The 26,342-nt window shown below is 59.9% G+C and carries 21 protein-coding genes; 6 read left to right on the top strand and 15 right to left on the bottom strand.

What is annotated here, in order from left to right; translation table 11 throughout:
* Positions 1–2: 2 nt before the first annotated feature.
* Positions 3–926: a glycosyltransferase gene (locus ACQY1K_RS02240; RefSeq protein ID WP_430258205.1), complete on the top strand. Its 924-nt coding sequence runs from the start codon at positions 3–5 to the stop codon at positions 924–926.
* 43 nt (positions 927–969) lie between these two features.
* The gene (locus tag ACQY1K_RS02235) at positions 970–2,427 is read left to right on the top strand and encodes an oligosaccharide flippase family protein (protein WP_430258204.1); all 1,458 of its coding nucleotides are present in this window, start codon (positions 970–972) and stop codon (positions 2,425–2,427) included.
* A gap of 147 nt (positions 2,428–2,574) precedes the next feature.
* On the opposite strand, the gene ACQY1K_RS02230 is transcribed toward ACQY1K_RS02235, so the two are convergent.
* Both ACQY1K_RS02230 and ACQY1K_RS02225 read right to left on the bottom strand, forming a co-directional pair.
* On the bottom strand, positions 2,575–3,195 hold the full coding sequence (locus ACQY1K_RS02230; protein WP_430258203.1) for a transglutaminase-like cysteine peptidase: 621 nt from the start codon (positions 3,193–3,195) through the stop codon (positions 2,575–2,577).
* Positions 3,196–3,565: 370 nt separating this feature from the next.
* Complete coding sequence (locus ACQY1K_RS02225) at positions 3,566–4,000, bottom strand: BA14K family protein (protein WP_062453869.1); 435 nt, start codon at positions 3,998–4,000, stop codon at positions 3,566–3,568.
* Positions 4,001–4,197: 197 nt separating this feature from the next.
* Here ACQY1K_RS02225 and ACQY1K_RS02220 point away from each other — a divergent pair, with 197 nt between their 5' ends.
* Complete coding sequence (locus tag ACQY1K_RS02220) at positions 4,198–5,286, top strand: hypothetical protein (RefSeq protein ID WP_430258202.1); 1,089 nt, start codon at positions 4,198–4,200, stop codon at positions 5,284–5,286.
* 21 nt (positions 5,287–5,307) lie between these two features.
* On the opposite strand, the gene ACQY1K_RS02215 is transcribed toward ACQY1K_RS02220, so the two are convergent.
* The 6 genes from ACQY1K_RS02215 to ACQY1K_RS02190 all read right to left on the bottom strand — a co-directional run bounded on the left by ACQY1K_RS02215 (position 5,308) and on the right by ACQY1K_RS02190 (position 13,477).
* Positions 5,308–7,113, bottom strand: coding sequence for an ABC transporter ATP-binding protein (locus ACQY1K_RS02215; RefSeq protein WP_430258201.1), 1,806 nt, complete (start codon positions 7,111–7,113; stop codon positions 5,308–5,310).
* A 2-nt stretch (positions 7,114–7,115) separates the two neighbouring features.
* Complete coding sequence (locus ACQY1K_RS02210) at positions 7,116–7,970, bottom strand: ABC transporter permease (RefSeq protein ID WP_430258878.1); 855 nt, start codon at positions 7,968–7,970, stop codon at positions 7,116–7,118.
* Between the two features lie 5 nt (positions 7,971–7,975).
* Positions 7,976–8,917 (bottom strand): ABC transporter permease, encoded by a 942-nt coding sequence (locus ACQY1K_RS02205; protein ID WP_430258876.1) that lies wholly within the window; start codon positions 8,915–8,917, stop codon positions 7,976–7,978.
* 31 nt (positions 8,918–8,948) lie between these two features.
* Complete coding sequence (locus ACQY1K_RS02200; protein ID WP_430258200.1) at positions 8,949–10,478, bottom strand: ABC transporter substrate-binding protein; 1,530 nt, start codon at positions 10,476–10,478, stop codon at positions 8,949–8,951.
* Positions 10,479–10,541: 63 nt separating this feature from the next.
* Positions 10,542–12,023: a M81 family metallopeptidase gene (locus ACQY1K_RS02195; RefSeq protein ID WP_430258199.1), complete on the bottom strand. Its 1,482-nt coding sequence runs from the start codon at positions 12,021–12,023 to the stop codon at positions 10,542–10,544.
* 365 nt (positions 12,024–12,388) lie between these two features.
* On the bottom strand, positions 12,389–13,477 hold the full coding sequence (locus ACQY1K_RS02190; RefSeq protein ID WP_430258874.1) for a D-TA family PLP-dependent enzyme: 1,089 nt from the start codon (positions 13,475–13,477) through the stop codon (positions 12,389–12,391).
* A 136-nt stretch (positions 13,478–13,613) separates the two neighbouring features.
* Here ACQY1K_RS02190 and ACQY1K_RS02185 point away from each other — a divergent pair, with 136 nt between their 5' ends.
* Positions 13,614–14,477: a MurR/RpiR family transcriptional regulator gene (locus tag ACQY1K_RS02185; protein ID WP_430258198.1), complete on the top strand. Its 864-nt coding sequence runs from the start codon at positions 13,614–13,616 to the stop codon at positions 14,475–14,477.
* Between the two features lie 18 nt (positions 14,478–14,495).
* Here the strand turns inward: ACQY1K_RS02185 and ACQY1K_RS02180 are convergent, their stop codons facing one another.
* From ACQY1K_RS02180 to mscL, 7 genes are all read right to left on the bottom strand, one after another.
* Positions 14,496–14,891, bottom strand: coding sequence for a RidA family protein (locus ACQY1K_RS02180; protein ID WP_430258197.1), 396 nt, complete (start codon positions 14,889–14,891; stop codon positions 14,496–14,498).
* 116 nt (positions 14,892–15,007) lie between these two features.
* Positions 15,008–16,768, bottom strand: coding sequence for a putative bifunctional diguanylate cyclase/phosphodiesterase (locus ACQY1K_RS02175; protein ID WP_430258196.1), 1,761 nt, complete (start codon positions 16,766–16,768; stop codon positions 15,008–15,010).
* 171 nt (positions 16,769–16,939) lie between these two features.
* Positions 16,940–17,143: a KTSC domain-containing protein gene (locus tag ACQY1K_RS02170; protein ID WP_062579001.1), complete on the bottom strand. Its 204-nt coding sequence runs from the start codon at positions 17,141–17,143 to the stop codon at positions 16,940–16,942.
* 170 nt (positions 17,144–17,313) lie between these two features.
* Positions 17,314–18,081 carry a polysaccharide deacetylase family protein gene (locus ACQY1K_RS02165; protein ID WP_113109457.1) on the bottom strand — a complete coding sequence of 256 codons (768 nt, stop codon included), beginning with the start codon at positions 18,079–18,081 and terminating at the stop codon, positions 17,314–17,316.
* Between the two features lie 120 nt (positions 18,082–18,201).
* A complete protein-coding gene (galE, locus tag ACQY1K_RS02160; RefSeq protein ID WP_113109456.1) occupies positions 18,202–19,236 on the bottom strand; it encodes a UDP-glucose 4-epimerase GalE in 1,035 nt (344 codons plus the stop codon).
* Between the two features lie 164 nt (positions 19,237–19,400).
* A complete protein-coding gene (locus tag ACQY1K_RS02155; protein ID WP_062453879.1) occupies positions 19,401–20,576 on the bottom strand; it encodes a pyridoxal phosphate-dependent aminotransferase in 1,176 nt (391 codons plus the stop codon).
* Between the two features lie 124 nt (positions 20,577–20,700).
* Complete coding sequence (gene mscL / locus ACQY1K_RS02150; RefSeq protein WP_062578996.1) at positions 20,701–21,144, bottom strand: large conductance mechanosensitive channel protein MscL; 444 nt, start codon at positions 21,142–21,144, stop codon at positions 20,701–20,703.
* A 187-nt stretch (positions 21,145–21,331) separates the two neighbouring features.
* Between mscL and ACQY1K_RS02145 the strand changes: the two genes are divergently transcribed.
* Both ACQY1K_RS02145 and ACQY1K_RS02140 read left to right on the top strand, forming a co-directional pair.
* A complete protein-coding gene (locus ACQY1K_RS02145; protein ID WP_430258195.1) occupies positions 21,332–24,853 on the top strand; it encodes a PAS domain-containing hybrid sensor histidine kinase/response regulator in 3,522 nt (1,173 codons plus the stop codon).
* Positions 24,854–25,059: 206 nt separating this feature from the next.
* The gene (locus ACQY1K_RS02140; RefSeq protein WP_430258194.1) at positions 25,060–26,304 is read left to right on the top strand and encodes an OpgC family protein; all 1,245 of its coding nucleotides are present in this window, start codon (positions 25,060–25,062) and stop codon (positions 26,302–26,304) included.
* Positions 26,305–26,342 lie beyond the last annotated feature (38 nt).

Below are 26,342 nucleotides of genomic sequence, written 5' to 3'. Positions count from 1 at the left end.
CGATGTATGATGTCTCCGTGATCATTCCAGTCGTATCGAAAAGCAGTCGTCTGCCGCGCACCCGCGAAGTGGTGCGGCGATTGCAGGAGCAGAGGGCGATCGCGCTTGAAATCATTATCGTGATGCAGGGGTTCGACGAGACCGAAACGATCGGCATTGATGGTGTTAAAACCGTATTCTCGCGCGTGTTCAGCTCGTCGCATTCCCGAAATGTCGGCGCCTGTCACGCGACGGCCGATCTCATCTCGTTTCTGGATGACGACACATTTCCGGCCGCGAGCGATTTCTACCGCAGGGTGAAAACCATTCTCGATGTCGGCGCGGTCGATTTCGTCACCTGCAACATCGTCTCGAACGGCAAGCGGCTGGCTGCAAGCCGGATCGAAAGCGATGTCCAAATCAACAGGCAAACCATCATCGGCAACATGTGGGAACCGGGGCTGACGCTTCGCCGCAAGACGTTCTTAAAATTCCAGTTCGATGCCACGCTGGGTATCGGCGCCATTCATGGATCGGGAGAGGGCTTCGATCTCGGGGCACGTTTGGTCGATGCCGGCCTGAAGGGCAAGCGGTTGGCCGGCCTGGAAATCGACCATCCGCCTTTGCCGTTGAACTCCGAATTCGATGTCCAGCGCACGTTCTACTACTCGCTTGGCAACGGCAGCTCCCTGGTCGCCAGAGGGTTCCACAGGGCCTATGCGAAGCAACTCTTCAAGCAGGTCGCAAAGACGGTGCTCTATCCATGTCTCAACAGGTGGAGCGAGGCGAAGCTTGCCCTGCTGCGGCTTGCCTGCCTGCTGATCGGGCCGGCGATCCCGCGCGGCGTTCCGAAGATCATTCCAAACCAGTTGGCAAAGGACCTGATCGACGGTGAAATCCACCCGTTCCCTGAGGTGGAACCTCGGATCGACCGGGCCACAGCCTAGACCATTCGCATGACGCGACCGAAATATCACCGATCGGGTTCACATGTCCTATTTGAAACTGGCAATCAAGGGTACGAGCTGGTCGCTTGCGCAGGTGCTCGTCGAGCGGCTGACGCAGACCGTGGTGTTTCTGATTGCGGCAGCCCTGCTCGGGCCGCATGAGTTTGGTGTCGCAGCGCTTTCAACCGCGCCGGCCGTGATCATCGCGTCCACCCTGCAGTCCGGAAGCCAGGTGGTGATACAGCGGCGATTGCTCGACGATGACTTCGTCAATTCGGTCTTCGGTCTCTTCCTTCTGCTTGGCCTTTGCGGCTCGGCGCTACTGTTGATAGCGAGCGCCCTTCTCCGCCACCTGGAAACCTTCTCCGGCCTCAGTGCCATGGTTGCCGTGACGTCGATCGCTCCCCTTGTCTCAGCGCTCGCGGTCGTGCCGGAAGGGCTGCTTGCGCGCGATTTTGCCTACAAGGTACTGGCGGTCCGAAAGTCGGCCGGGTTGCTTGTTGGCGGGATTGTCTGCTGCGCGCTTGCGTTTTCGGGGTTCGGCGCCTGGAGCATCGTTGCAGTCGTCGTGATAACGCCGATCGTTGCGGCGATGGTCAGTGTTGTGGCGGCGCGCTGGAAGCCAACGGCCATGCCGACGCTGATCTCGATGCGGTCGACGCTGAATTTCTCGTTCGCCGTAATCGGAATGTCGGCAGTCACGCAGATCAACGTGCGCTCTGCCGATGTGGTGGTCGGTTTGGTCGCGACACCGACAGCGACGGGTGTTTTTCGGCTATCACGCACGGTGCTTGATCTCGCATCAAGCCTGTTTCTCAACCCGATCAACAACATCCTGCTGCCAATCTTTTCCAGGATGGGTGAGGATCGTGACCGGGTGATAAGCACGATGTGGCGGTCATGCGCGGTAACTGGCCTTGTTGCCGCGATACCCTTTGTCGCTTCCGCGTTTTCAGCGCCCTATGTCGCTTTTATGTTTTTTGGAGACAGGTGGCCACAACTGCCCGAAACGATAACACTGATGCTGGTGGCGCTACCGTTCATTGCGGTTGTCGTGCCCGTGCAAACCTTCCTCGTTGCAACAGGACACCCAAGCTTGGCATTGCTGAACAACGTTTACCAGGCACTTGCTGATGTCGCGATGATTGCAGTCGGAGCATATTTCGGGATATTTTGGGCAGCAGCGATGTTCAGCCTGAGATTCTCTCTGACAGCGTTGTTTATTCTCCTGGCCGTGCAGAAACGATTCAGTGAGATCAACGCGTTTGATGGGATCAAAACAACATTTCCGGCGCTTGTCGCGATTGCGATCGTATCAACCCTGACCGGGTTTCTATGGCTATGGCAGCTCGATCTCAAACACCTATCAGTCGCTGTATCATTTAGCGTTACGGCCTCTCTGGCATACGCATTGATATGCGCGTTCGTATTTCACGATCGTATCCGGCCAGTTCTTGAGATCTGGAAGGCGCGGCGCGTTCGTGCGCCGACTGCTGCCTGATCTAAAGCCCGGCTGTCTCGCAGGCTGGCCTCCGTCTCGAGGTCCTGGGGAAGGTTGGTGGTCTGATACGGTATCATCGTAACCGTCGGGGCGTCCGACCTGATCGATCAGGACATCGCGCCGGTGGCTGACGAGTGCGACCCTAGTTTACCATTGGTTAGCAACAAAGGTCGGGCGGTCGTCGGATGGCCCGATCTTGACCCAGATCCTAGGGCTGTTCTGCGATTGCATCATGATCCAGGTCAGGTCGGTCTTCTTCCACGGCTTGATTTCGGAGAACCGGTTGTCCAGCACCAGGTCGCCGGCGGATGTCTTTGCAACCAGCACCGCATGTCCCTCTCCGGACCGCGTTCTTGCCACAGCCATTCTCAGCGATCCGGAAGGCCAGCCGAGGGAGATGAGGTGTTTGCGCTTCGTGAGCGCGTAATCTTCGCAATCGCCTGACGCCACATCAATGCTCCACTCGTCGGAGCCGTCGGCATCATTGACGGGACGGACGGTGCGATTGATGCCTGAATTCACCGAAAGCAGTTGCGCCTTGCGATCATCAGTCAGTTCGACGATGCCGTCGCCGCCGGTATCGGCGCACTGTTCCTGATTGCTACGGCAGAATTTCGCAAAAGCGTAAGGTGCAAGCGCAAAACCATTTTCCTGGATGCGCTGCATTGAGCCTCTCACATCCCGCAGAAAGCCGACAGGGCCAGCCGCCATCGTTACCGATGGAACTGCGAAAAACGCCAGAGTTATGACTATCGAATGCAGTTTCATGGCACGTCTCCATGTGGAATGGAGAGAAATTTACCTGCATTCGTTGTATATCACGTTTTGAGAAAGTGTAAGATTTTAATCGTCGTGCAGATTGAATTTTTCTGTTTAAGAACTACTGCAGATATCGATTTGCTGATGGTTCAAGGAACTGCTGCCATCAGGGCAATAAAAAAGGCCGGAGCGAATACACGCGCCGACCTCCCTACATCGCTCTCAGCCACTGCGCCAGTACATCCGTGGTCGCCGACGAAAACAATGTTGTAGTCAAGATATGGTAGCTCGATCCAGATATTCAACAGGAAATCGGGATCAAAAATGGGGGCAGCAGCTCAATGCGCTGCCCCTCATCACCTCAAAAGGCTAGACGCCCTCAGTAAGGCGAGTTGCACTGTGCGCGAACGCCGGCACGTGGCACGTAGCTGTTATCCGATGCACGGTAGCTGCGGTAGCGGTCGGCACACCACTGGACGTGAGCACGGGTACCTGCGCGGGCCGGGCGACTTGTCACGGCACCGCCGATGATTGCGCCAGCGCCGAATGCTGCGAGGGGATACCAGAAACCATCGGAATGGCGGCGATAGCCCGGACGGCGATCACGGTATCCACGGTGGCCCTGGTGCCACCCGCGACGATCACGCATTTCCCGGCGTTCGCGCATGTCACGACGGTACTGGACATGTTCGACATCGGATACCTGAGGCGACTTCACCATCGGCAGGGGTGCCGCAGTCGCCGGGACAAGCGAGGTGAGGCCCAGTGCCACCGCAAGCGACGACGCGGTCAGAAACTTCGTAACAATATGCATATTAGTTCTCCGTGTTATGGAGAGACAACACATTGACGCAACAGGGAGTTCCCTCATCACGCGAGAGTGAGGCCCGCGTTACAGGTGTTTCCAACCTTGAGCGAGCGCGACAACGGAAACAGCGGCCAATACATCGTTTAAATCTTAAATAAGCATTCTCCGCTATTTCTGATTGTTCAGAGCGTGCGGAGCATCCCATGGGCTTTTACGGCAACCCCTTCGGCTACGAGTATCAGTTCCCAAACAGGCTTACGCCGTCCCTGGACAAGGACGTCGTCAGCGTGGTTGACACCACCGCGGTTGCCGCGCTTACCGTCAATACAAAGTCGCTGTTCCAGCTGAAACTGCAGGACAACTCGATCCGCTTCGAGTTTACCCAGTATGCCTTGTGGACCTCTGGTTACAAGCCGACTTCAAGCGATACCGCCAGCGCTGTGCACTTCAACGGGCCGGTGTTTACCGATATCAACAACAACCTGTCTCCGATCGTCGGCGTCTCGATCAAGAGCAATATTGCCGGCCTCGACAGCCGGGACGTTTCGTTCGACTACAACAAGATTGCGATCGACTTTACCGGCATCAAGGCGGGTCCGACGTCGTACATCACAGTGACCGTGACCTTCAATGAACCCAAGCTTGGGGGTGACGGCAACGACGTGCTGAACGGATCGCGTTACGCAGACATCATGTCCGGCGGCAAGGGCGACGACAAGCTGATGAGCAGCGCCGGCGCCGACAAGATGGACGGTGGTGCCGGAACCGATACCGTCTCCTACGCCAATGCCACCATGGCAATTGTTGCGAGCCTCGCCTCGCCGCAGGGCAATACACACAATGCCAAGGGCGACACCTATACCTCGATCGAGAACCTCATCGGGTCGCAATACCGCGACGTGCTGACGGGCGACCAGGGCGCGAACGTCCTTTCCGGCGGCCTTTCGAACGATCGCCTGACAGGCGGCGAAGGCGCGGACAGTTTCGTGTTCGACACGCGACTGAACAAGAAGGGCAATGTGGATACGATCACGGATTTCTCCGTCGCGGATGACACGATCTGGCTCGACACGGATATATTCACAAAGGCCGGCACGGTTGGGGATCTCGCATCGGATGCATTCCATAGCGGCACCGCGGCCAGCGACGCATCCGACCGGATCATCTACGACAAGGCGACCGGTCGTCTCTACTACGACGCCGATGGAACCGGGAAATACGGGCAGATGCTGTTTGCCATCGTCGACAAGGGCCTCAACATCACCGCAGCAGACTTCGACATCATCGCCTGACCGTATCCGGCACGAGGGTGCTTACGCCGCCTGCTGGACGAAATGGCCCGGCGAGACCTCGAGATAGGTGCGCTTCGGCGCCACGTAATCGAGCGGCCTCACGGGGCTCTTAATCTCTTCGGACAGTGGCGGCGGCGTCTCACCGCGGCGTGAGGGGTCGGGAACCGGCACGGCCGAGATCAGCCGGCGGGTATAGGCGTGCTGCGGATTGTCGAAAATCGCCGCACGCGGCCCGATCTCCACGATCTCTCCAAGGAACATGACAGCGACCCGGTGGCTCATGCGCTCCACGACCGCCATGTCGTGGGAGATGAACAGATAGGCCAGACCGTGCTTTTCCTGAAGCTCGAGCAGCAGGTTGGAGACCTGCGCCTTGACCGTGACGTCGAGGGCCGAGACGGCTTCGTCGGCGACGATGAATTTCGGCTCCAGTGCCAGAGCACGCGCGATCGAGATGCGCTGGCGCTGACCGCCGGAAAACTCGTGCGGATGGCGGTCGGCCATTGCCGCCGAAAGACCCACCTGTTCCAGCAGTTCTGAAACCCGCGCCTTGGCCTCGCGCTTGCCCATCATCTTATGCGCAAGGATGGGCTCGGCAATCGCCGAACCGACGGTGATGCGCGGATTGAGCGAGGCAAACGGATCCTGAAAGATCATCTGCGAATTGCGACGCATGGTGCGCAGATCGCGCGTGCCGGCCTTGGTCACATCCTGGCCGTCGATGACGATCGAGCCGGCGGAGGGATTGAGCAGACGAATGATCGCGCGTCCCGTCGTCGACTTGCCGCAACCGGATTCGCCGACCAGCGACAGTGTTTCACCGGGGCGCAGATCGAAGGATACGTCTTCCACGGCATGGATCCGGCCATTCGGCAGGTCGAAACGGACGGCGAGGTTTTCGACCTTGAGGATCGGTTCGACGGTTTGAGAAACCGGTTTCATTTCGCGGCCGTCGGTCGCCTCGCCCGTCGCAGGATCGACTTCGGGAAAACGCTTCGGCGCAAGGCAGGCGCCCATCGCGCCGAGACGCGGGATCGAGGCGAGCAGCGCCTTCGTGTAGATCGCCTTCGGGCTTGCAAAAATCTCGGTGGTCGGACCGGTCTCGATCATGTCGCCGCGGAACATCACGACGGTGCGGTCAGCGATTTCGGCCACCACGCCCATGTCGTGGGTGATGAACAGCACGCCCATGTTCTCCTCGCGCTGCAACTCGCGCAGCAGGTGGAGGATCTCGGCCTGGATCGTTACATCGAGTGCCGTCGTCGGTTCGTCAGCGATCAGCAGTTTCGGACGACAGGCAAGCGCCATGGCAATCATCACGCGCTGGCGCATGCCGCCGGAGAACTTGTGCGGATATTCGTGCAGCCGCGCCTTGGCGGCGGGGATGCGCACCCGCTCCATCAGCCGCACGGTTTCGGCCTCGGCTTGCCTCCACGACAGGTCGCGATGCAGCACCAGCGCTTCGGCAATCTGGTTACCGATGGTGAAGACCGGGTTGAGCGAGGTCATCGGCTCCTGGAAGATCATGCCGATCGACCCGCCGCGGACCTTGCGCATTTCGGATTCGCTTGCGCTAAGCAGATCCTTGCCGTCGAGCAGGATGCGGCCCTCAGTGCGCGAGCGTCCCGGCGGCAGCAGCCGCATGGTGGAGAGCGCCGTGACGCTTTTGCCGGAGCCGCTCTCGCCAACAATCGCCACCGTCTCGCCGGCATCGACGGACAGGCTGATGTTGCGGATGACGGCCTTCCATCCTTCCGGTGTCTTGAAGGAGGTCGTCAGGTTTTCGACTGACAGAACCGGCCGGGTCGTTTTTACTGTGTCGGTCATGATCAGCTTTCCTTCGCCAGCCGTGGATCGACGAGATCGCGCAGGCCATCGCCCAGCAATTGCAGGGAGAGGACCGAGAACACGATGGCAAGGCCTGGAAACACCATCAGCCACGGAGCGTTGTTCATGTATTCGCGCCCGGAAGCCAGCATCGTGCCCCAGGTCGGCATGTCAGTGGAAACACCGACGCCGAGGAAGGAGAGGCTTGCTTCCGCCAGCATGGCCGAAGCGAAAACGAAGGTTGCCTGCACGAGGATGGGCGATGCGAGGTTGAGGAGAACGTGGCGGAGCAGGATCTGCCATGTGGGCAGACCCATGGCCACAGCTGCCTCGATATAGGGCAGTTCGCGCAACACCAGTGTCGAGCCGCGGATGATGCGGGCGAGACGCGGCGCGTAGGTGATACCGAGCGCAAGGATGACGGTCGTCAGCGACGGACCGAGGGCTGCGACGAGCGCGATCGCGAGCAGGATATCGGGAAACGACATCATCGCATCGAGGAGGCGCGAAATCGGGGCGTCGACCCTGCGGAAGAAGCCGGCGGCGACACCCAGGATGACGCCGAGAACCGTGGAGATGGCGACCACGCCGAGGCTGACCATCAGCGAGATCCGGCCGGCGAAGATGGCGCGCGAAAAGATGTCGCGGCCGAATTCGTCCGTGCCGAAGAAATTCGCCATCGACGGCGGCTTCAGCTTGTTGACGATCGACAGCTTGTTTGGCGCGTAAGGGGCGACCCAGGGCGCAAGCAGTGCAGCTGCAACGACGACCACCAGAATGATGGCGCCTGCCAGCATCGCGCGGTTTCCGAACAGGCGGCGAAGGCTTGACGCGAAGGGCATGGAAACGGAGGCCATGGTGTTCATAGGCGCACCCGCGGATCAACGATGATGTAGAGCATGTCGACGATAAAATTGATGAGAACGTAGATGGCGGCAACGACGAGCAGCGCGCCCTGGATGACCGGATAATCACGCCGCAACACGGCTGACACGACAAGGTTGCCGACGCCGGGAAGGCCGAACACGGTTTCCGTCACAACGGCACCCGCGACCAGCATGGCAACCGACAGGCCGATGACGGTGATGATCGGGATCAGCGCGTTCTTCAAGGCGTGCTTGAGGATAACGCGGCCTTCGCCCGCTCCCTTGGCACGCGCGGTGCGCACATAATCGTCGCCGAGCACATCGAGCATTGCGGCGCGCGTGAAGCGGGTGATCAGCGCCGAGTTGACGACGCCGAGCGCCACGGCCGGCAGGATGAGGTGATGCAGCCGCTCGAAAAACGGCGTGCCCGGACCGCCGTAGCCGGAGGCCGGGAACCAGCCCTGCCCGACCGCGAAGATCTGGATCAGCATCAGGCCTAGCCAGAAGCTCGGCACGCTTGCGGCCACCATTGTCAGCGTCACGACGATCTGGTCGAAGATCGTGCCGCGCTTCACGGCCGACAGAATGCCGACCGGAAGCGCGATGGCAACCGCGATCAGGATCGAGAACAGGGTGAGGAAGAAGGTGGGTTCCGCCCGCGCGGCAAGGGCAGTCGTGACCGGCTGGTTCAAGAAGATGGACTGACCGAGATCGCCTTTCAGAATGCCCAGCACGAACTGGCCGTACTGGACGAGCATGGGCGCATCGAGGCCCATGCGGGTGCGCAGCTGCGCGATGTCTTCCGGGGTCGCATCCGACCCCAGCATGACAGCGGCAGGATCGCCAGGCGTCACGCGAACGATGATGAAGACCACCGTCACGACGAGGGCGAGCACGATGGCCATGCCCCCCAGCCGTTTCAAAAGTGCCTGTGCGATCCTTGCCATAGCCAGTCCTTAGTTATCCAGCTTACTTCTTCGGGCTCACGTTCCAGAAATGCGGCCAGTAGGTCGGCTCATAACCGGAAACGCCGTTGGCCAGACCCGAAACACCATTGAAGTTGCCGACCTTGTAGAGCGGCGCATCGTCGTAAATGACCGTCTGGATGGCGTCCCATGCGGTCTTCTTGGCATCGTCGGTCGTGGCGTCCATGTAGGTCGCAACGGCCTTGGTCTTCTGGTCGGAGACGTACCAGCCCGGATAGGTGTCGGTGATCGTGTTGATCGTCGTCGGATCGCCCGGGAAGTTGGAGTGGGTGATGAAGATGTCCCACTGCTTGGCATCGGCACGACGGGTCGTGAGCGTTGCCCAGTCGACCACCTGCAGATCGACCTTGAAGCCTGCGGCTTCCAGATAGGCCTTGGCGACTTCGCCGATCTTGTAGTGGAATTCATACTGGCGGCTGGTCATCAGACGCAGGGGCTGGCCATCGTAACCGCCATCCTTGAGCAGCTTTGCCGCCGCTTCCGGATCGCCTTCGCCGTAACGGGCAACACCTTCTTCGGTGTGCCAGAACGAGCCTTCCGGGAAGATCGAGGCATCGACGCTGAAGAAGCGGTCATCGGAGAAGGCAGCGAGCATCATGTCCGATGCATTGAGCGCTGCCTGAACGGCCTGACGGAGTTCCTTCTTAACCAGAAGGCCTTCCTTCATGTTCATGTTCATCGAAGCCCAGCCGGCATTCTTGAAGATGACAGGCTTGGCATTGCTGCTCTTTTCGACGCGCTCATAGGCGCTGACCGGCAGCGAGTCGGCGAAATCGAACTGGCCGGAGATCAGGCCTTCGACGCGGGTATTGGCGTCTGGAACCGGCACGAAGCGGATTTCCTTGGCGATCGCCTCGCGCTTGCCGGCATAGTTGCTCGGCGTCCCCTCGGGCGACTTGTAGCCATCGAAGCGGACGAGCTGGGTGTACTGGTCGGGCTTGCGTTCTTTCAGCGAATAAGGACCCGTGCCGACAAATTCGGTCAGCGTATCGGCGATCTTTTCGGATGGCAGGATGACCGACGCCTGCGACAGGGTCGCGAGCAGCGGCGCATAGCGCGACTTCAGCTTGATGACGACGGCATGGTCGCCATCTTCCGCGATGCTTTCGACGACGCCGGCAACCTGCTTGCCCTTGGAATTGATCGTCATCCAGCGCTTCAGCGACGCCGTGACGTCCTTGGCATCAAAGTCGCTGCCGTCGTGGAACTTCACGCCTTCGCGCAGCGGGATCTTGTAGGTGAGACCATCTTCCGAAAGCGTCGGCATGGCAGCGGCCAGAAGCGGCACGGACTTCCACTCGGCGTCGTAGGTGTAGAGCGTTTCGAAAATGTGCTGGTCGATCGTCAGCACGATATCGGTCGGCGTCTGCATCACGTCGAGCGACGGCGGCTCGCCGATCGTCGCAACCGTCAGCACGCCGTCGCCTGCCTGGGCGTTCGCCTTTGTCAGCGCCAGGCTGCTGGTGCCGGCCAAAGCCGCCAGCGTCATGAGAACAAGTGCACTCTTTTTCATTGTCATCCCCTTGTTGTCTTCAGTGATCAAATCCCGGCCGGCTTTCCTGTCCGGTCGAAAAATTCAGGCATCCAGTCCCAGCGGATCGGCGACGCGCGGCCATATTTCGAGGCTCGCCTTGCGATAGGGCGTCGTTGCGGGATTGGTCGGGTAACAGGTCGGCGCGGCGATATAGACGATCTCAGACGAGACCGGCTGGAAGCCCGCGTGAAAATGGTTGGTCGACTTGACGAGCAGATAGGATTTCGCCGCGAAATCGATGCCCTGATTGGCAAATATGTCGGGCTCGTAGGTCTGGGTGCGGCTGGTGATCAGCACGATATCGATACGGGTGCCGACCGGACGCACGACGGCAGTGCTGCCGAGCGTGACGCGGCTGTTGCGAAAGCTCTGCCAGCCCGCATCGAACACGCTTTGCACCGTGACGCGCAGATCGAGCGGTTCACCGCCTTCCGGACCGGACTTTCCACCCACGCGCAGGCTGAGTTCGGCGCCCTCTCCCGCCGCCTGGCAGAAGGTGACGGCAATCGGATCCCAGATGGTCGCAACGGCGAAATCGTCCATGCCGCGCTCCATCATCCGGCGCAGGATGAAGGTCGCATCACCCGCCACGCCGCCGCCGGGATTGTCCCAGACATCGGCAATCGTCACCGGCAATCCGGGATGCGAGGCGCGGATCGACACGGCCTTGTCGAGGCCCGCTTCGGTATCGAGCATGGGCATCGCAGTCTGCCGGCGCAGGCTGTAGAGCTCGCGACCGAGAGAGGCCGCCAGCGCATCGCCCTTGGCCTTATCATTGTCGGTCACGACGACGATCCGGGTGCCCATGTCTGGCAGGTCGCCGGCCATGAAGCCGTGGATGACAGAGGCCGACAGGATACCGTCCTTGCCTTCCATTGCCTGCATGCGATCAACGAAGGAGCGCATCGGCTCGCGGCTGGTCGGGAAGATCGTGATCATCCGGCAGTCGAATGTGGAGATGACCGGCTTGATCTCGCCCTTCAAGGCCTGCAGCGCCAGTTCGACCACGTGTTCGCCGCGCTGTTCGAAATCCGTATGGGGGAATTCGAGGAAGGCAGCCATGATATCGAGATTGGCGACACGCAGCGCCGTCAGGTGACTGTGCGGATCGAATTCGGCGGCAACCAGAACATCCGGGCCGACGATCTGTCGGACACGGGCCAGAAAATCACCTTCGGGATCGTCATAGCCCTGCGCTGCCATTGCACCGTGAAGGCCGAGCACGACGCCATCGACGGGAAGCGCTTCCGTCAGTTCGGAAAGGATCAGGTCGCGCAGCGCTTCATAGGTCTGGCGCTGGATCAGGCCCGCGGGCTCTGCCCAGCAGGACGTGCCCTCGATCACGGTAAAACCTTCGGCCCGGCCTCGGCGGCGCAGAATTGGCACGACGGACGAGCACAGCGTCGGCGTATCCGGATGCTCTCCGGGCCCGGCGAAGAACGCCGCCTTGAAGGCGTTCATATCCGTCGGAACGGGAGAAAATGTGTTGGTCTCGGTCGCCAGGGAGGCGGTGAAGATGCGCATATGTCTTATCCGGATAGGTCCGACGGCATCAGGCTCCCGTCATGGTCACCGAGCGCCAGCACCCCTATTGCATGAATTTTGTCGATCGCCGGAGCAGGCATGCCACGCTCCGGAAAACCTCAGTCCCGTTTCTCGTTCAGTTCGCCCATTCACCATTTTGGTGTAATTTATTTTCTTCATAATGCGTCAAACCCGGCTGAAGTCAACGAATTTCGAGACATCGCACCGATTTGTGTAATTTATTTTCTACGGGTCTAGATTCGGGGAAATTTTCACCTCCACGGCATTTCGCGCTGCGAACATGAAAAAGGGCGCCCGAAACAGGCGCCCCATTTTCATTCCGTCTGGGGAAATCGATCGGTAAGCTACCAGACGGTGCCGCGCGCATCGACGTTTTCGACGCGGGTGACGATGCCGTTCCGGTGAAACACCATCTGGTCGAACAGGTTGGTGACGACGCAGGTGTGGTTCGGCACGACCTTTACGATCTGGCCGATCTCCGCAAATGGCACTGCACAGCCCGAGAGATCGACCACCGCATGTTCTTCCGACAGCGAGACGATCCGCGCGCCCTCGAAGCCGACGAGTGAACCGTAATCCGAAAAGCCGAGCAGATCGGAGGTCAGCGCCTTCGAGCCGCAGTCGAGCACCGCCCGGTCAGGCGCCGGCTTCGAAACGACCGTTGCGAGGATATTCATGGCCAGATCGTCTGGCGTGCAGTGACCGGCGCGCACCATGCTGCGGTCGTTATAGACATAGGTGCCGGCCCGATGTTCGGTGGCGGAGGGCACCAGATGCGCCGAAAACAGATCCGGTGAACCGCCGCTGGACCGCACCGGGCATTCGATGCCCTTTTCCGACAGAAGCGACATGGTGGTCGCCATGAACTCCTCGACGGCCTCTGCGCCACCGATGGCCGGGTAGGTCATGATGCCACCGAAGCGCAGGCCGGGCGCCGCCGCAATCTTCTCAGCAAGAGCCACCGCCTGTTCCGGCGTCTGCACGCCGCAGCGTTTTGCGCCCGTATCGCATTCGATCAGGACGGTCAGCGGGTGATCGGCATCGAACGTTGCAGACAGGCCCGACACGGTCGTTTCACTATCTGCGACGACGGCAAGCTTTGACACGCGCGCATTCAGCGCCTTCAGCCGCGCAAGTTTCACCGGTCCGAGGATATTGTAGGTGATCAGGATGTCGTCGAAACCGGCATCGGCGAACACTTCAGCCTCGGTGACCTTCTGGCAATTTAGGCCGACGGCGCCGGCTTCGATCTGCTGGCGGGCGACGGCTGCGATCTTGTGGGTCTTGATATGCGGTCGGAACGCCTTGCCCTGCGCATCGCAGTAGGCCTGTACCCGCGCAATATTGGCGGCAAGCCGATCCTCGTCGATCACGGGCATCGGCGTTGCGATCTGATCGAGCGGCGTGCCGGGTTCAGGCCAGGGATAGTTCATGATGTAAACCTCTGTGGGCATGGCTGGTTTCGTTGATGCTTGCCCGCTTTGTGCTATCAGGGCAAGAACTGGTGAAATTCATTTTCACGATCATGACGTGCTTCGTTTGTGAGACCAGTTTCGAGGAAGATACCTGATGGACCTGTTTCACGCGCTTTCCGATGAAGACGGCAGGCTCTCGAGCCTGGAGACGAAACTGGCGCAGTTTGCGCTCGCCAATGTCGATTTCGTGGTCAATTCCTCGATCAGCGATCTGGCCGAGCGCGCCGGAGTTTCGCCGCCGACCGTGACCCGGTTCTGCCGTCGACTTGGCTGCCAAGGCTATTCCGATTTCAAGGTGCAGCTGGCCAAGATGGCCTATGTGGGCCTGCGCTACCTGAAGCCGGAAGCACCGACCGCGACGGTGGAAGAGGTTGCCCAAGACATCATCTCGAAAGCCCAGAACGCGCTTTTCGATTTGCATCGACAGCTCGACCTTGGCGCGATCGAAAAGGCGGCGCAGATGCTGCGCGGCGCCGAATTCATCCAGGCATTCGGTGCCAGCGGCAATTCCGCGATGGTCGTCAACGAGCTGCACAATCGCCTCTTTCGTCTCGGCTGCCGCATCAATGCCTCGAACGACCACAACATGAACCTGATGATCTCGGCGGCAGCGCAGCCGGGCACGGTCGTGTTCGGGTCGTCCTATACCGGCCGCGACATGGGCCTCGTCCAGTGCCTCAAGCTGCTGCGTCAACATGGCATTCCCACCATCGTGATGACGCAGCGGGGCTCGCCTGTCGCCGATGCTGCCGACCTGACGATCGCCATCGACATGCAGGAGGGCAAGAACATCTTCCGTCCCACCTCGACCCGCTTTGCCTATCTTGCCGCGATCGATATCCTTGCCAACATGGTCGCCTATGCCGACCGCAACATTGCGCTCAAGGCGCTGCGCAGCATCAAGGAAGAACTGGTGCGCAACCGCGACGGCGACGACCGCCAGCTTCTCGGAGACTAACGGTCGTCATTGACACAATCAGTCGATCGGCTTGTAGGCGATCACGTCCATCTCGACCTTGGCATCGACCATCAGCGGCGACTGGACCGTCGAGCGTGCCGGCGGATGATCGATGAAGTGCTTCTGGAACACGGCGTTGAAGCTGGAGAAGTCACGGGCATCATCAAGCCAGACATTGACCTTCACGACATCGGCCAGCGTGCAGCCCGCAAGCGCAAGCACGTCCTTGATGTTCGCAACGACCTGTTCGGTCTGGGCCACGATGCCACCGGTCACCACTTCGCCATCCACCGTCGGCACCTGGCCGGACACATAGACGAAATCGCCGGCGCGCACGGCCTTGGCAAATGGACGTCGCTGGCCGCCCGCCTGGGCATCCGCAGCAGCGAGACGTTCGATCTTCTTCTGGCTCACGAGGCTCTCCGTAATTTATTTTCACCGATCACGGGTCTAGCACTGCCGAGATGCGGATTTCCAGCACCTCGGGGAATACGAGAAAATTATTTACGGTAGTTAAAACTGCTCGGATATCAGCGACGCCTTGCCGAAGACGCGCGCGAACCGGTCGGCGCCGTCGTATGGCGCTTCTCCAAGCGCTTCTCGACGACATGTGCCGGCTCCGGCCGGCCAAAGGCAAAACCTTGCAGCAGGTCAACGCCAAGACTTGCCAGCACGTCCGCATGGCCGTGCGTTTCGACTCCCTCGGCGACGACTTCCATGTCCAGCGTCCGGGCGATATCGACCAGTGCGGCTACCAGGCGCTGCTGGGGCAGGCCATCCAGCATGGGCAGGATGAGCTGCCGATCGATCTTGACGCGGTCCGGGCGAAGCTTGATCAACCCGAGCAGTGAGGCATGGCCCGAACCGAGATCGTCGATCTCGATTTCAATCCCAAGCGACCGGATGGCATCGATATTGGCTCTGATCTCCGGTGTGAGCTCATCGAGGAAGATCGTCTCGACCAGTTCGAAACTCACCTGGCCTGCCGGGATATCGAGACGCTTGAGCTTTTCCTCCAAATCAGGATCGGAGAGGCGGGAGGCCGACATGTTGACGGACACGCGCGGCAGAGCAAATCCCTCGGCTTGCCATCGCCTCAAGTCGGCAAGGACGAGGCGCAGCATGATTTCGTCGATTTCGTCAATCAACCCGTTCGTCACCGCAGTCGGCAAAAATGCGCCGGGCGGTTTCAGCTCTTCTCCATGTTTCCACCGCACCAGCGCTTCGAGGCCCTTGATCGCGCGGGTCCGGGCATCGACCTGTACCTGGTAGAACGGCACGAAATTGCCGTTGGTGATGGCGCTGCGCAGCTCGTAGAGGATGTGTTTTTCGGCGATCGATGCGGCTGCCATGGCGGGCGAGAACCATTCGGCGCGGTTGCGTCCGTTTCTCTTGGCCTCATAGAGCGCGAGATCGGAACAGGCGAGCAGTCCGGTGACATCCGACGCCGAGGTTTGCGCCACGCCCATCGAACAGGTGACAACGACATTCTTGCCGTTGAGAAGAACGGGTGACTGTAGCTCGGCGCGGATTTCGGCGACGATCTTCTCCATCGCGTTGAGGCCGCGGTCCATCGAAACGATGGCGAATTCGTCACCCCCCAGCCGCGCCACGATATCTCCCGGGCGGCTTGCCTGCTTCAGGATCGACGCGACATGGGCGATGACCACATCTCCACAGGCGTGGCCATATCGGTCGTTGATTTCCTTGAAGTTATCGACGTCGAGATGGCACAGCGACACGAAGTCCAGCTCACCCCGTTTTGCAAGGCTGGCACATATCGCGTCGAAGCTGCGGCGGTTGAGAAGTCCGGTCAGGTGGTCGTGGTCAGCAGCATAGCGCGCTTCGGCGCGGCTCTGGTCTGCGGCTTCCCGCTCTTCCGCCAGTTGATGGCTTCGCATCACATCGTCGGTGACATCCCATTCCGCGCCGACGAAGCATGGCTCGCCATTCCCGTCGATGAAGAACTTTGCGCGTGAGCGAAGGTGGCGAATGGAGCCATCCTGGCGGATGATCCTGAACTGCGACGCATAGTCTTCGCGGTTTTCGATTGCCTTTTCGAAGTGCGCATTGGCGGCATCTCGGTCGTCTGGGTGGACGCATTCGAGCCACACCACATCCGTCGGACCCTTCGGGACACCGTAGAGTTCCTGTAGCTGCTCATCCCACCGGGTCTGGTTCTTGCGCAGATTGTGCTGCCAGATGCCGATGCCGGAAGCCTCCAAAGCAACATTCAACTGGCGCAGGAGGTCGTCCAGTTCGTTGTTCGTCCAGATGCGTTTGTTTTCCATGGCTTGCTCTGCCGACATCAGTGGCGACGACAATAACAGCCATTACTTAGCGAATACTAAAACAATGTGCACGTGTTATTATGAGGGAGCTCTACCCTTTAAACACCGGCGATCCGCGTCAGCGAGATAGCTCAGGCCGTTCGCGACCGCCGCGCGACGCCGTTTCGGCGATCAACCGAACATCGGGAACTTGGACCGTATGTTTTCGATGTAATACTGTCCTGGCGACCGGGACCCTGCCAATTGCTGGAACACCTGCACGGGTACCGTCTCGAATTCGCGAATTTGCCCGTTTTTCATGAACAGCCGGAGACGCTCTGCACCTTCATCATAAGCAGCAGCATCGAAGAGAGATGAGTTTAGCTCTGCTTGCATAATCGCACTCCTTAAACGGAGACAATAATGCAGTGCAGCATAAAAATTGCAAGAAAATTTAAGCTTAATTAAGTAATCGAGATGCTCACGCTCTCTTCGTTGCTTTCACATGAAATTCGGAGGAACGAGCAACTTCCGAGCCCTCCTTTTGAGGCTGATCCCGATCCACCTCAAAACAATCCAGGCAGCTTGGCGGTCGTCTCATGGTCGCCTGAGGCCTCGAAATCAGAGAGGCGAACGAATTCTGCGCCTCTGTTTTTCAGATCAACCAGTGCACGAGCGACCCCCTCGCCGGCGGCATGAGTCGGCTGGTTGATGTGTGAAATCACCACATCGCCATCCTTGGCAGCAGCAATCCGTTTTTCGGCAGCCGCGGCGCCGAGGAGCGAGCCATCATCGCCGTTCAGCGAATAGCCGGCGATCTTGAAACCCATGGCCCGGATCTCCCGGATGGCCGAGAGATCATATTTTGCCGTCGCGCCGCGAAACCAGTGCGGTCTCGGAAGACCGGCTGCAAGCATGGCGTCGGCTCCTCTCCCCACCTCGCGGCCGACAGCTTCAGGCGAGCCTGCGGCCGGTATGCCATAGATCGCGATCGGAATATCGACTGCGGGAATGTGATTCTCGCCGTGATTCTCCAGCTCGAAGAGATCGCTGTTTTCACGCAGAACAGCGACGGTTTCCGGATTGTGCTTCAGCCAACGTGACGTGACGAAGATCGTTGCGGGAATTCTTTCACGAACCAGCGTCGTCAGAATACGCTCGTCGGCCTTGCCCATGCAGGCATCGAAGGTAAGGGCAACACGGATGTGTTTCGCATTTCCCGCAGGCGCCACCGTCAGACGCGGCTCGACCAGTTTCTGAACCGCCAGAGTGTCTGCCTTCGCCAAAGGCGCAAGACAGCAAAGGAGGATAGCGGCGGTGGACAAGAGGCGCATGGTCAGTTTCCGCAGGATCGGGTTGTTCCAGAATCCCGCTTTTAATCCCCTGCACGCCATTCGACCATGCGCATTCTCACGTATCAGCAATGCGGCCGCATCACTGCATCATGCTTGCGCTCAGAAGCTCGCCGACGCGAGCCGGGTGCGGATCGCACGGATGCTTTCCGGACGGCGATCGCCCAGTTCCCGTTCCCAGCGGATTGCGGTTTCGACGATCAGGTCGAGATCGTCGTGGCGCGGGATCCATTCAAGAAGGCGCCGGGCGAGCGTCGCATTGGCGACGACGCTCGCTGCATCGCCCGGGCGACGCGGGCCGTAGTTGATGTCGAACCCGCGGGCTCCGGCTTTCTTGACCGCTTCGAGCACTTCCAGCACCGAATAGCCGCGCCCATAACCGCAATTGGCGATCAGAGGTTCGCCGCCACGACGCAGATAGCTCAGTGCCTTCAAGTGCGCTTCGACCAGATCGGTCACATGTATGTAGTCGCGCACACCGGTACCATCGGCTGTCGGATAATCGGTGCCATAGACATCGACGCCGCGGCGCTTGCCAAGAGCCGCCTCGCAGGCAATCTTGATGAGATGCGTCGCACCTTCCGTGGAAAGACCGGTGCGCCCAAGCGGATCAGCACCGGCGACGTTGAAGTAGCGCAGCGCGACGAAGCGGAAATCATGGGCTGCAGCCGCATCGCGCAGCATCAGTTCGGACATCAGCTTGGACTGACCGTAGGGGTTTTTCGGCAGCGTCGGCGCGCTTTCCAGAACCGGCGTGTCATCCTTCTGATCGCCGTAGACGGCGGCGGTGGAAGAGAAGACAAAATGCTTGATGCCCGCTTCGACGGCGGCTGCCGCCAGGAAGCGGGTCTTGCCGGTATTGTTCTCGTAATAATCCAGCGGATGCGCGACCGATTGTGGCACGACGATCGAGCCTGCGAAATGCAGGATGGCGTCGATGTCGTTTTCGGCAAATATCTGCTTCAGGATGATGGAATCGCCGACATCGCCGAGATAGAAGCGCGCCTCGTCCGGAACCGCCCAGCGAAAGCCTGTCGACAGCCGGTCGAGCACGACGACATCCTCGCCAGCGTCGAGCAGCGCCCAGACCATGTGACTTCCGATATACCCTGCACCACCCGTGACCAGAACAGCCATTTTCTCGCCCCTGCTTTTTCTTTCGCAGAGAGAAACACGGCCGTTCTTCAGCAAACCTTACCACCGGGCGGGGCCGCCGGGTTTAACGCGGAACACGGAAAACACGGCGTTCAGGCGATCGATAAAATTTTACAGACCGCCCTCTTTGCGGTGATGGAGCGGGGTTAGAGGCGCTTGATATAGTCCGCCAACCGACCGGCGGCTTCTTCGACATGGGCCGAATTGCGCAGAAAACAGGCCCGCAGAAACAGTTCGCCACCCTCTCCGAAGGCAGAACCGGGCGCCAGCGCCACGCCGATCTTGTCGACGATGTCCATCGCCGTCAGGCGGCTGTCGGTTACGCCATCCACCTTCAGGAAGGCGTAGATCGCGCCATCCGGTTTCAGCGTCTGCACGCGGTTGGTGGCGATCAGCGCATCGCAGAGGATATCGCGTCCGGCGACGGCGCGGGCCACGTTCTCGTTGACGAAGGCATCGCCTTCGTTGAGCGCCACCACCGCGCCGCGCTGCATGAACTGGGCAACGCCCGAATTGGAATACTGGATGAGGTTTTCGATCACTTGCCCCATTTCCGGCGGGGCCACCAGCCAGCCCATGCGCCAGCCGGTCATCGACCAATTCTTGGAGAAGGAGTTTGCAAAAATGATCCGATCGCCCTCTTCCATGATGTCGAGGAAGGACGGAGCCCTTGCCGCACCACCGTAGTAGTAACGGGCATAGATCTCGTCGGCGATGATCCAGATCCCATGTTTGCGGGCGAGCGTCAGAATGTCTCGGAGATCATCAAGCGTTGCCGTCCAGCCGGTCGGGTTGGCGGGCGTATTGATGAAAAGGCCACGTGTCTTTGGTGTGATCGCAGCGTCCAGCGTGTCGAGATCGAGAGACCAGCCGCCGCCGGTAAAGGCAAGCGGCAGGCCGATGGCGGAAGCGCCGGAAATCTCGATCGCGGAGATGATGTTTGGCCAGGTCGGCGAGAGGTAGATCAGTTCATCGCCCGGCGAGGCGATCGCCTGCACGGCCATCATGATCGCGTGCATGCCGGAGCCGGTGACATAAAAATGCTCTGACGACAGCGTCTTTGAAAAATGCCGCGTGTAATAGTCTGACAGTGCCTGGCGCAGTTCGGGAATTCCGCGCTGCCAGGTATAGAAGGTCTCACCGCCCAGAAGCGCGCTCGATGCCGCCTGATTGATAAAATCCGGGCTCGGCAGATCGCCCTCGCCTGCCCAGAGCGGGATCAGGTCGCGGCGGCCACCGGCGCGGGCGTGATTGATGATCTCGACAATACCGCTTTCGGGAGTGGAGACGGCACGCGGGCTGAGACTTGCAATGATCGACATGGTTCCTGAACATTTCCCTATGCTTTAATTCTGTTTAGCGCAGAGAACTCGGAAAATCCCATGACAATCCGTGGATCGGCGATCGTTTTTCTTGATGGATCGCCGATCTGTTGACGCGGTTGGATTACCGGATCGGGTTACCCGTCTTCAGAAGATCGCGGATTTCCGACAGCAACTGGATATCGGCCGGCGGCGGGGCCGGTGTGGCATCCGCAGGCTTCTTTTCTTCCATGGCGCGGAGCTTGTTCACGCCCTTGACCATGAGGAAGATGATGAAGGCGAGGATGAGAAAGTTGATCGCGACCGTGATGAAGCTGCCATAGGCGAAGACGGCGCCCTGCTTGCGGGCTTCTTCCAGCGAGGGCGCTGTGACCGCGCTCGACAGCGCCACGAAGTAGTTGGAAAAGTCGAAGCCACCGCCTGTCACGGCACCTACGACCGGCATGACGAGATCGTTGACCAGTGATGTGACGATGCCGGTAAAGGCGCCGCCGATGATGATGCCGACGGCGAGATCGACGACATTGCCCTTGGCGATAAAGGAACGGAATTCGGAAACAACGGACATAGCATTACCCCTGCTGCTCGGGTTGTTGATCCGCCCCAACATAGTGCATCACCACTTGCTGAAAAGGTGAAAAAGACAGAGACTTAAAGATGACCAGGCATTGGACTTTTTGCCAATGCCGCGGCGATTTGCAAACCCTTGCTTTTGACCTAATCTCATCCGCGTCGCGGCATTGCGGGGAGGAGACATGCTTTCGGGCTGGGTGATCATCGTCGCCGCTTTCGCCTATATCCTGCTGCTGTTTGCGGTCGCAAGTTATGGCGACCGGAGAAGCCGCGTCGTGGGCGTGCCGAAGATCGGCCGGCCCGTGGTCTATGCGCTCAGCCTGGCGATCTACTGCACCTCGTGGACCTATTTCGGTGGCGTGGGTCTGGCTTCCCGTCGCGGGATTGAATTCCTCGGCATCTATATCGGCCCGATCCTGATGCTGACATTGGGCATGCCGCTGATCCGACGCATCGTTGAACTCGCGAAAGCCGAGAAACTGACCTCCGTCGCCGACTTCGTCGCTGCCCGCTATGGCAAGAATTCGACCGTGGCGATGATCGTCGCCATCATCGCGCTGGTGGCCTCCGTGCCCTATATCGCGTTGCAACTCAAAGCCGTGTCGAGTTCGGTCGCCGTGATGGTCAATCCCTCCGACTACGGGATTGGCAGCGGCAACCTGCATTTCATCGATCTGGCCCTGATCGTGACACTGCTGATGGCCGGTTTCGCCGTCATGTTCGGCACCCGCCATACGGATGCGACGGAGCATCAGGACGGTCTGATCCTGGCAGTGGCGATGGAATCCGTCGTCAAGGTATTCGCCTTTGCAACCGTTGGGCTGACGGTGCTGTTCGTGCTGTTCGACGGTCCTGCAGACCTGATGGCCAAGGCTGCCGACAACCTCTTGATCACCTCGGCACTGTCCTACGAAACGCCGCTCAGCCGCTGGCTGATTTTGATACTGCTCTCGGCCTTCGCCATCCTGCTTCTGCCTCGGCAGTTCCATGTGACGGTCGTGGAAAACCGCACGGACCGGGAACGCAAGGTCGCTTCGTTTCTGCTGCCGATCTATCTCGTCGCGATCAACCTGTTCGTCCTACCGGTGGCGATTGCCGGACTGGTCACGTTCGGTGGAACCGGCAATGCCGACCTCTACATTCTCACGCTTCCGCTCCACGGCAATCTGCCGGCCGTGACGCTGATCACCTTCATCGGCGGCTTTTCCGCCGCAACCGCGATGGTGATCGTCGAATCCGTCGCACTGTCGATCATGGTGTCGAACGACATCATCATTCCTGTCTTCCTGCGCCGCAAGCTGATGGCGGCACGCTCGGCGCATGGGGGTCGTGCCGATTTCACCCGTGCACTTCTCAATATCCGACGGCTCGCGATCTTCGCCGTGCTGCTTCTCGGCTACGGCTATTACCGCATGGCGGACACCCAGTCGGGTCTTGCCTCGATCGGCCTTCTGGCGTTTGCGGCGATCGCGCAGGTGGCACCCGCGCTGTTCGGCGGGCTGATCTGGCGCCGGGCCAATGCCCGAGGCGCAATCCTTGGCATGTGCCTCGGGTTTGCGGCCTGGGCCTATCTGTTGTTCGTGCCGAGTCTCGGCGGACCGGACAATTCCCACATCGCCGCGGCCGTGCTGAATTTCCTGATCCCCGGCACCGGCATATTCTCCGGTCCCGAAACCGATCCGCTCGTCAACGCGACGATCTTCAGTCTGGCGCTCAACATGCTGGCTTTCGTGCTCGGCTCTCTGTCACGCAATCCACGGCCCGTGGAGCGTTTGCAGGCCGGAATTTTCGTCAAACGGCATCTGCGCTCGGAATTCGCGACCCGCGGCTGGAAGACCCGTGTCAGCGTGGGAGACCTCAAGGCGACGATTGCGCGCTATCTCGGCGAGGAGCGCATGCAGCGTTCGTTTTCCCACTATGAGCGCACCGCAGGACGCCGTTTCGAGGACGACCAGCCGGCCGATATGGCGCTGGTGCATTTCTCCGAACAGCTGCTGGGAAGCGCGATCGGTTCTTCCTCGGCACGGCTCGTCTTGTCGCTGATCCTGCAGAAGGCCGAGGATGCCAGTGCCGACACCGCCTTCCTGCTCGATCAGGCGAGCGAGGCGCTGCAGTATAACCAGGACATGCTGCAGACGGCGCTTTCGCAGATGGACCAGGGAATTGCCGTGTTCGACAGTGCCGACCGGCTGACTATCTGGAACCGACGTTTTCGCCATCTTCTCGACCTTCCCGACCAGGTCGGCCAGGTCGGATTTCCGCTCTCAGATATCGTGGCGATGCTTTCGGACCGCGGTGACATTCCTGCAGACGAACAGGCGGATGTGGTCAACCGGTTCAAGACGCTGGATGCGTCGTTCTCGCTTGTCGTTGCAAGCGGCGAGCGGATCATCGAAGTGCGCACCAACCCGATGCCGGATAGCGGCATCGTTGCAACCTTCACCGATATTTCCGACCGTGTTGCGGCGGCAAAGGCGCTGAAACAGGCGAATGAAACGCTCGAACAGCGGGTGACAGAGCGCACCTCAGAGCTGACCCGCGTCAACCATGCACTGGGCCAGGCGCGTGCCGAGGCCGAGGAAGCCAATATCGGCAAGACACGTTTCTTTGCCGCTGCCGGCCACGATATCCTGCAACCGCTCAATGCCGCGCGACTGTACTCATCCGCGCTGGTCGAGCGCATGACGCCTGCCGACCGCAACGGTCCGCTGGTGCGCAACATCGATTCCGCGCTCGAATCGGTTGAGGCGATCCTTGGGGCGGTACTGGATATTTCGCGGCTCGACACCGGCGCAATGAAGCCGCAGCTTGAAACCATCGCCCTCGACGACCTGTTGCGCCGGATCGCGACCGACTATGAGCCGATGGCGCGCGAGAAGAACCTGACTTTCGTGGTGATGCCAACCTCACTCAGGGTTCGCTCCGACGCCAATCTCCTGCGCCGGCTGGTGCAGAATCTGGTGTCCAACGCGATCAAATACACAATCAGCGGCAAGGTTCTGGTCGGCGCGCGGCGGCATGGCGGGCGAGTATCGATCGAAGTGCACGACTCCGGCATCGGCATTCCGGCAGCCCAGTTCGAGACCGTGTTCAAGGAATTCGCAAGGCTCGACGAAGGGGCGAAAACCGCAACCGGTCTCGGCCTCGGTCTTTCCATCGTCGACCGTATTTCGCGTGTGCTCGACCACCCCGTGCAGCTTGCATCGAGGCCCGGTCGCGGAACCATCTTCAGGGTGGATCTGCCGCTCGACGCATCGGTCGCGCGACCAGCGAAAGCCTCCGAGCGGCCTGAACGGCGCAAACGCTCGCAGCCGCTGACCGGGCTGAGGGTTCTGTGCATCGACAACGAGCCGAAGATTCTGGAGGGGATGGCGCTGTTGATTACGGGTTGGGGTTGCACGGTCAGGGAAGCGCAGTCCATCACGGCGCTGGACGAAATCACCCGTTCGGGTGAGCCGGCGCCGGATATCATTATCGCCGATTATCATCTCGATGACGGCGACGGGATCGCGGCGATCCAGTCGCTGCGTGCCGCTTACGAGGCCGATGTTCCGGCCCTGCTCATCACCGCCGATCGGTCCGCGGATGTGCGCAACGAGGCTGAGAAACACGGCATTTCACTGCAGCACAAGCCGGTGCGACCGGCGGCGCTGCGCGCTTACCTCACCCAGATCGCCGGTCTGCGGCGTCTCGCGGCGGAATGACGCAAACTGCTTAAAAAGCTGTTCATCGAATAGTCATCACAGATTGTTTACGGTTGAAATGTCTGAACGTCAGATACAAAGCGAGTGTCGCTCGGAACTCTCCGGCGCGTCGCGACGTTTAGGCGCGTGACTTCCCGGCCCGAAGAGGCCTTACGGACCGAAAGGCACGAGGCCATCGGAACCGGTAGAGACGGAGACCGCGACCGATGAAACGATTCGAGATCATTGACGGGATGCGGGGATATTTCCTTGTATTTATGGTTCTCAACCACCTGATATTTGCCGGTGGCTACTTCCTGGTCAAAATCAACCACAACCAGCTTGCTTTTGTCGAGGATGCGCAGGGCTTCGTGTTCCTGTCCGGCCTGATGATCGGCATGGTCTATGCCCGCAAGATGATGAAAGGCGGATATGCCGCCGGTCGCACTGCGATCTACAGCCGTGCCTTCGAGCTCTATCGCTATGCGATGGGCATCGTGATCGCCGTGCTGGTGGCGCAGATGCTGCTGCCGGGGGCCTATTCGGTCTGGTTCAACTGGCTTGGCTACACCAATTTCGACGATCCGCTGCGTCTCGCTGCGATCGCTACCTTCCTATACCAGCCGACCTTCATGGACATCCTGCCGCAGTATATCGTCTACATGCTGTTTGCACCGATGCTGATCAAGCTGGTGCTTGATGACAAGTGGCACTACGTGGTCGCTGCCTCGATCATGATGTGGATGGCCGGACAGCTGGGTCTGCATCAGATCGCAACGATCCCGATCAATGAGCTGATCATGGGTTCGGACGATCAGGGCATCCGCGTCTCGTTCAACCTGTTTGGCTGGCAGATCGTGTTCTTCTCGGGCCTCGTTCTCGGTGCGCTGACCTCGTCCGGCAAGATCAACTGGGGCAAGATCCTGTCGCCAGACAACACGTTCATCCCCAAGGTGGCGCTGGTGCTGGTGATGTTCTTCCTGCCGCTGCGCCTGATTACCGCCAACGAGCTGATGCCGGCCTACATGATCGGCAAGTTCGCCTCGATGGAAATCCGTGCCGATTTCGGTCCGGTCTATCTCCTGAACTTCGCCGCGATGGGTCTTCTCGTCACCTGGCTGCTCGTTGCCGGTCCGCAGCACAAGGCAAACTGGGTGCGAAACATCGCGTCTGCCGTGACCTGGGTGTTCACCCTGCGGTACCTGCGCCTGCTCGGCCGCCACTCGCTCTACGTCTATGTATGGCACGTCGCGATCGTCTACTTCGTATACTACTTCGATGGTCGTACGCCGGAACTCGGCGAGTGGACGAAGACTGCGATTGCACTGACCGCCGTCGGCCTTCTCTCGATCCCTGCCCTATGGCGCGAGCGCGACAAGTTGCTCGGCACGGCGGAGCCGGCACCTGCGAAGACCCTGAAGTCGCAAAAGCCGGCGGCCCAGAGCGTTCCGCAGCAGATGGTCATCCGGTAAAGACGACTATCGTTCGCATACAAAAAAGGGCGGCTCCA

It is taken from the genome of Neorhizobium sp. IRS_2294 (assembly GCF_050500145.1).
Classification (GTDB): domain Bacteria; phylum Pseudomonadota; class Alphaproteobacteria; order Rhizobiales; family Rhizobiaceae; genus Neorhizobium; species Neorhizobium soli.
The sequence above is the reverse complement of the archived record's forward strand: the minus strand, read 5'-3'. Positions and strand labels throughout refer to the sequence as shown.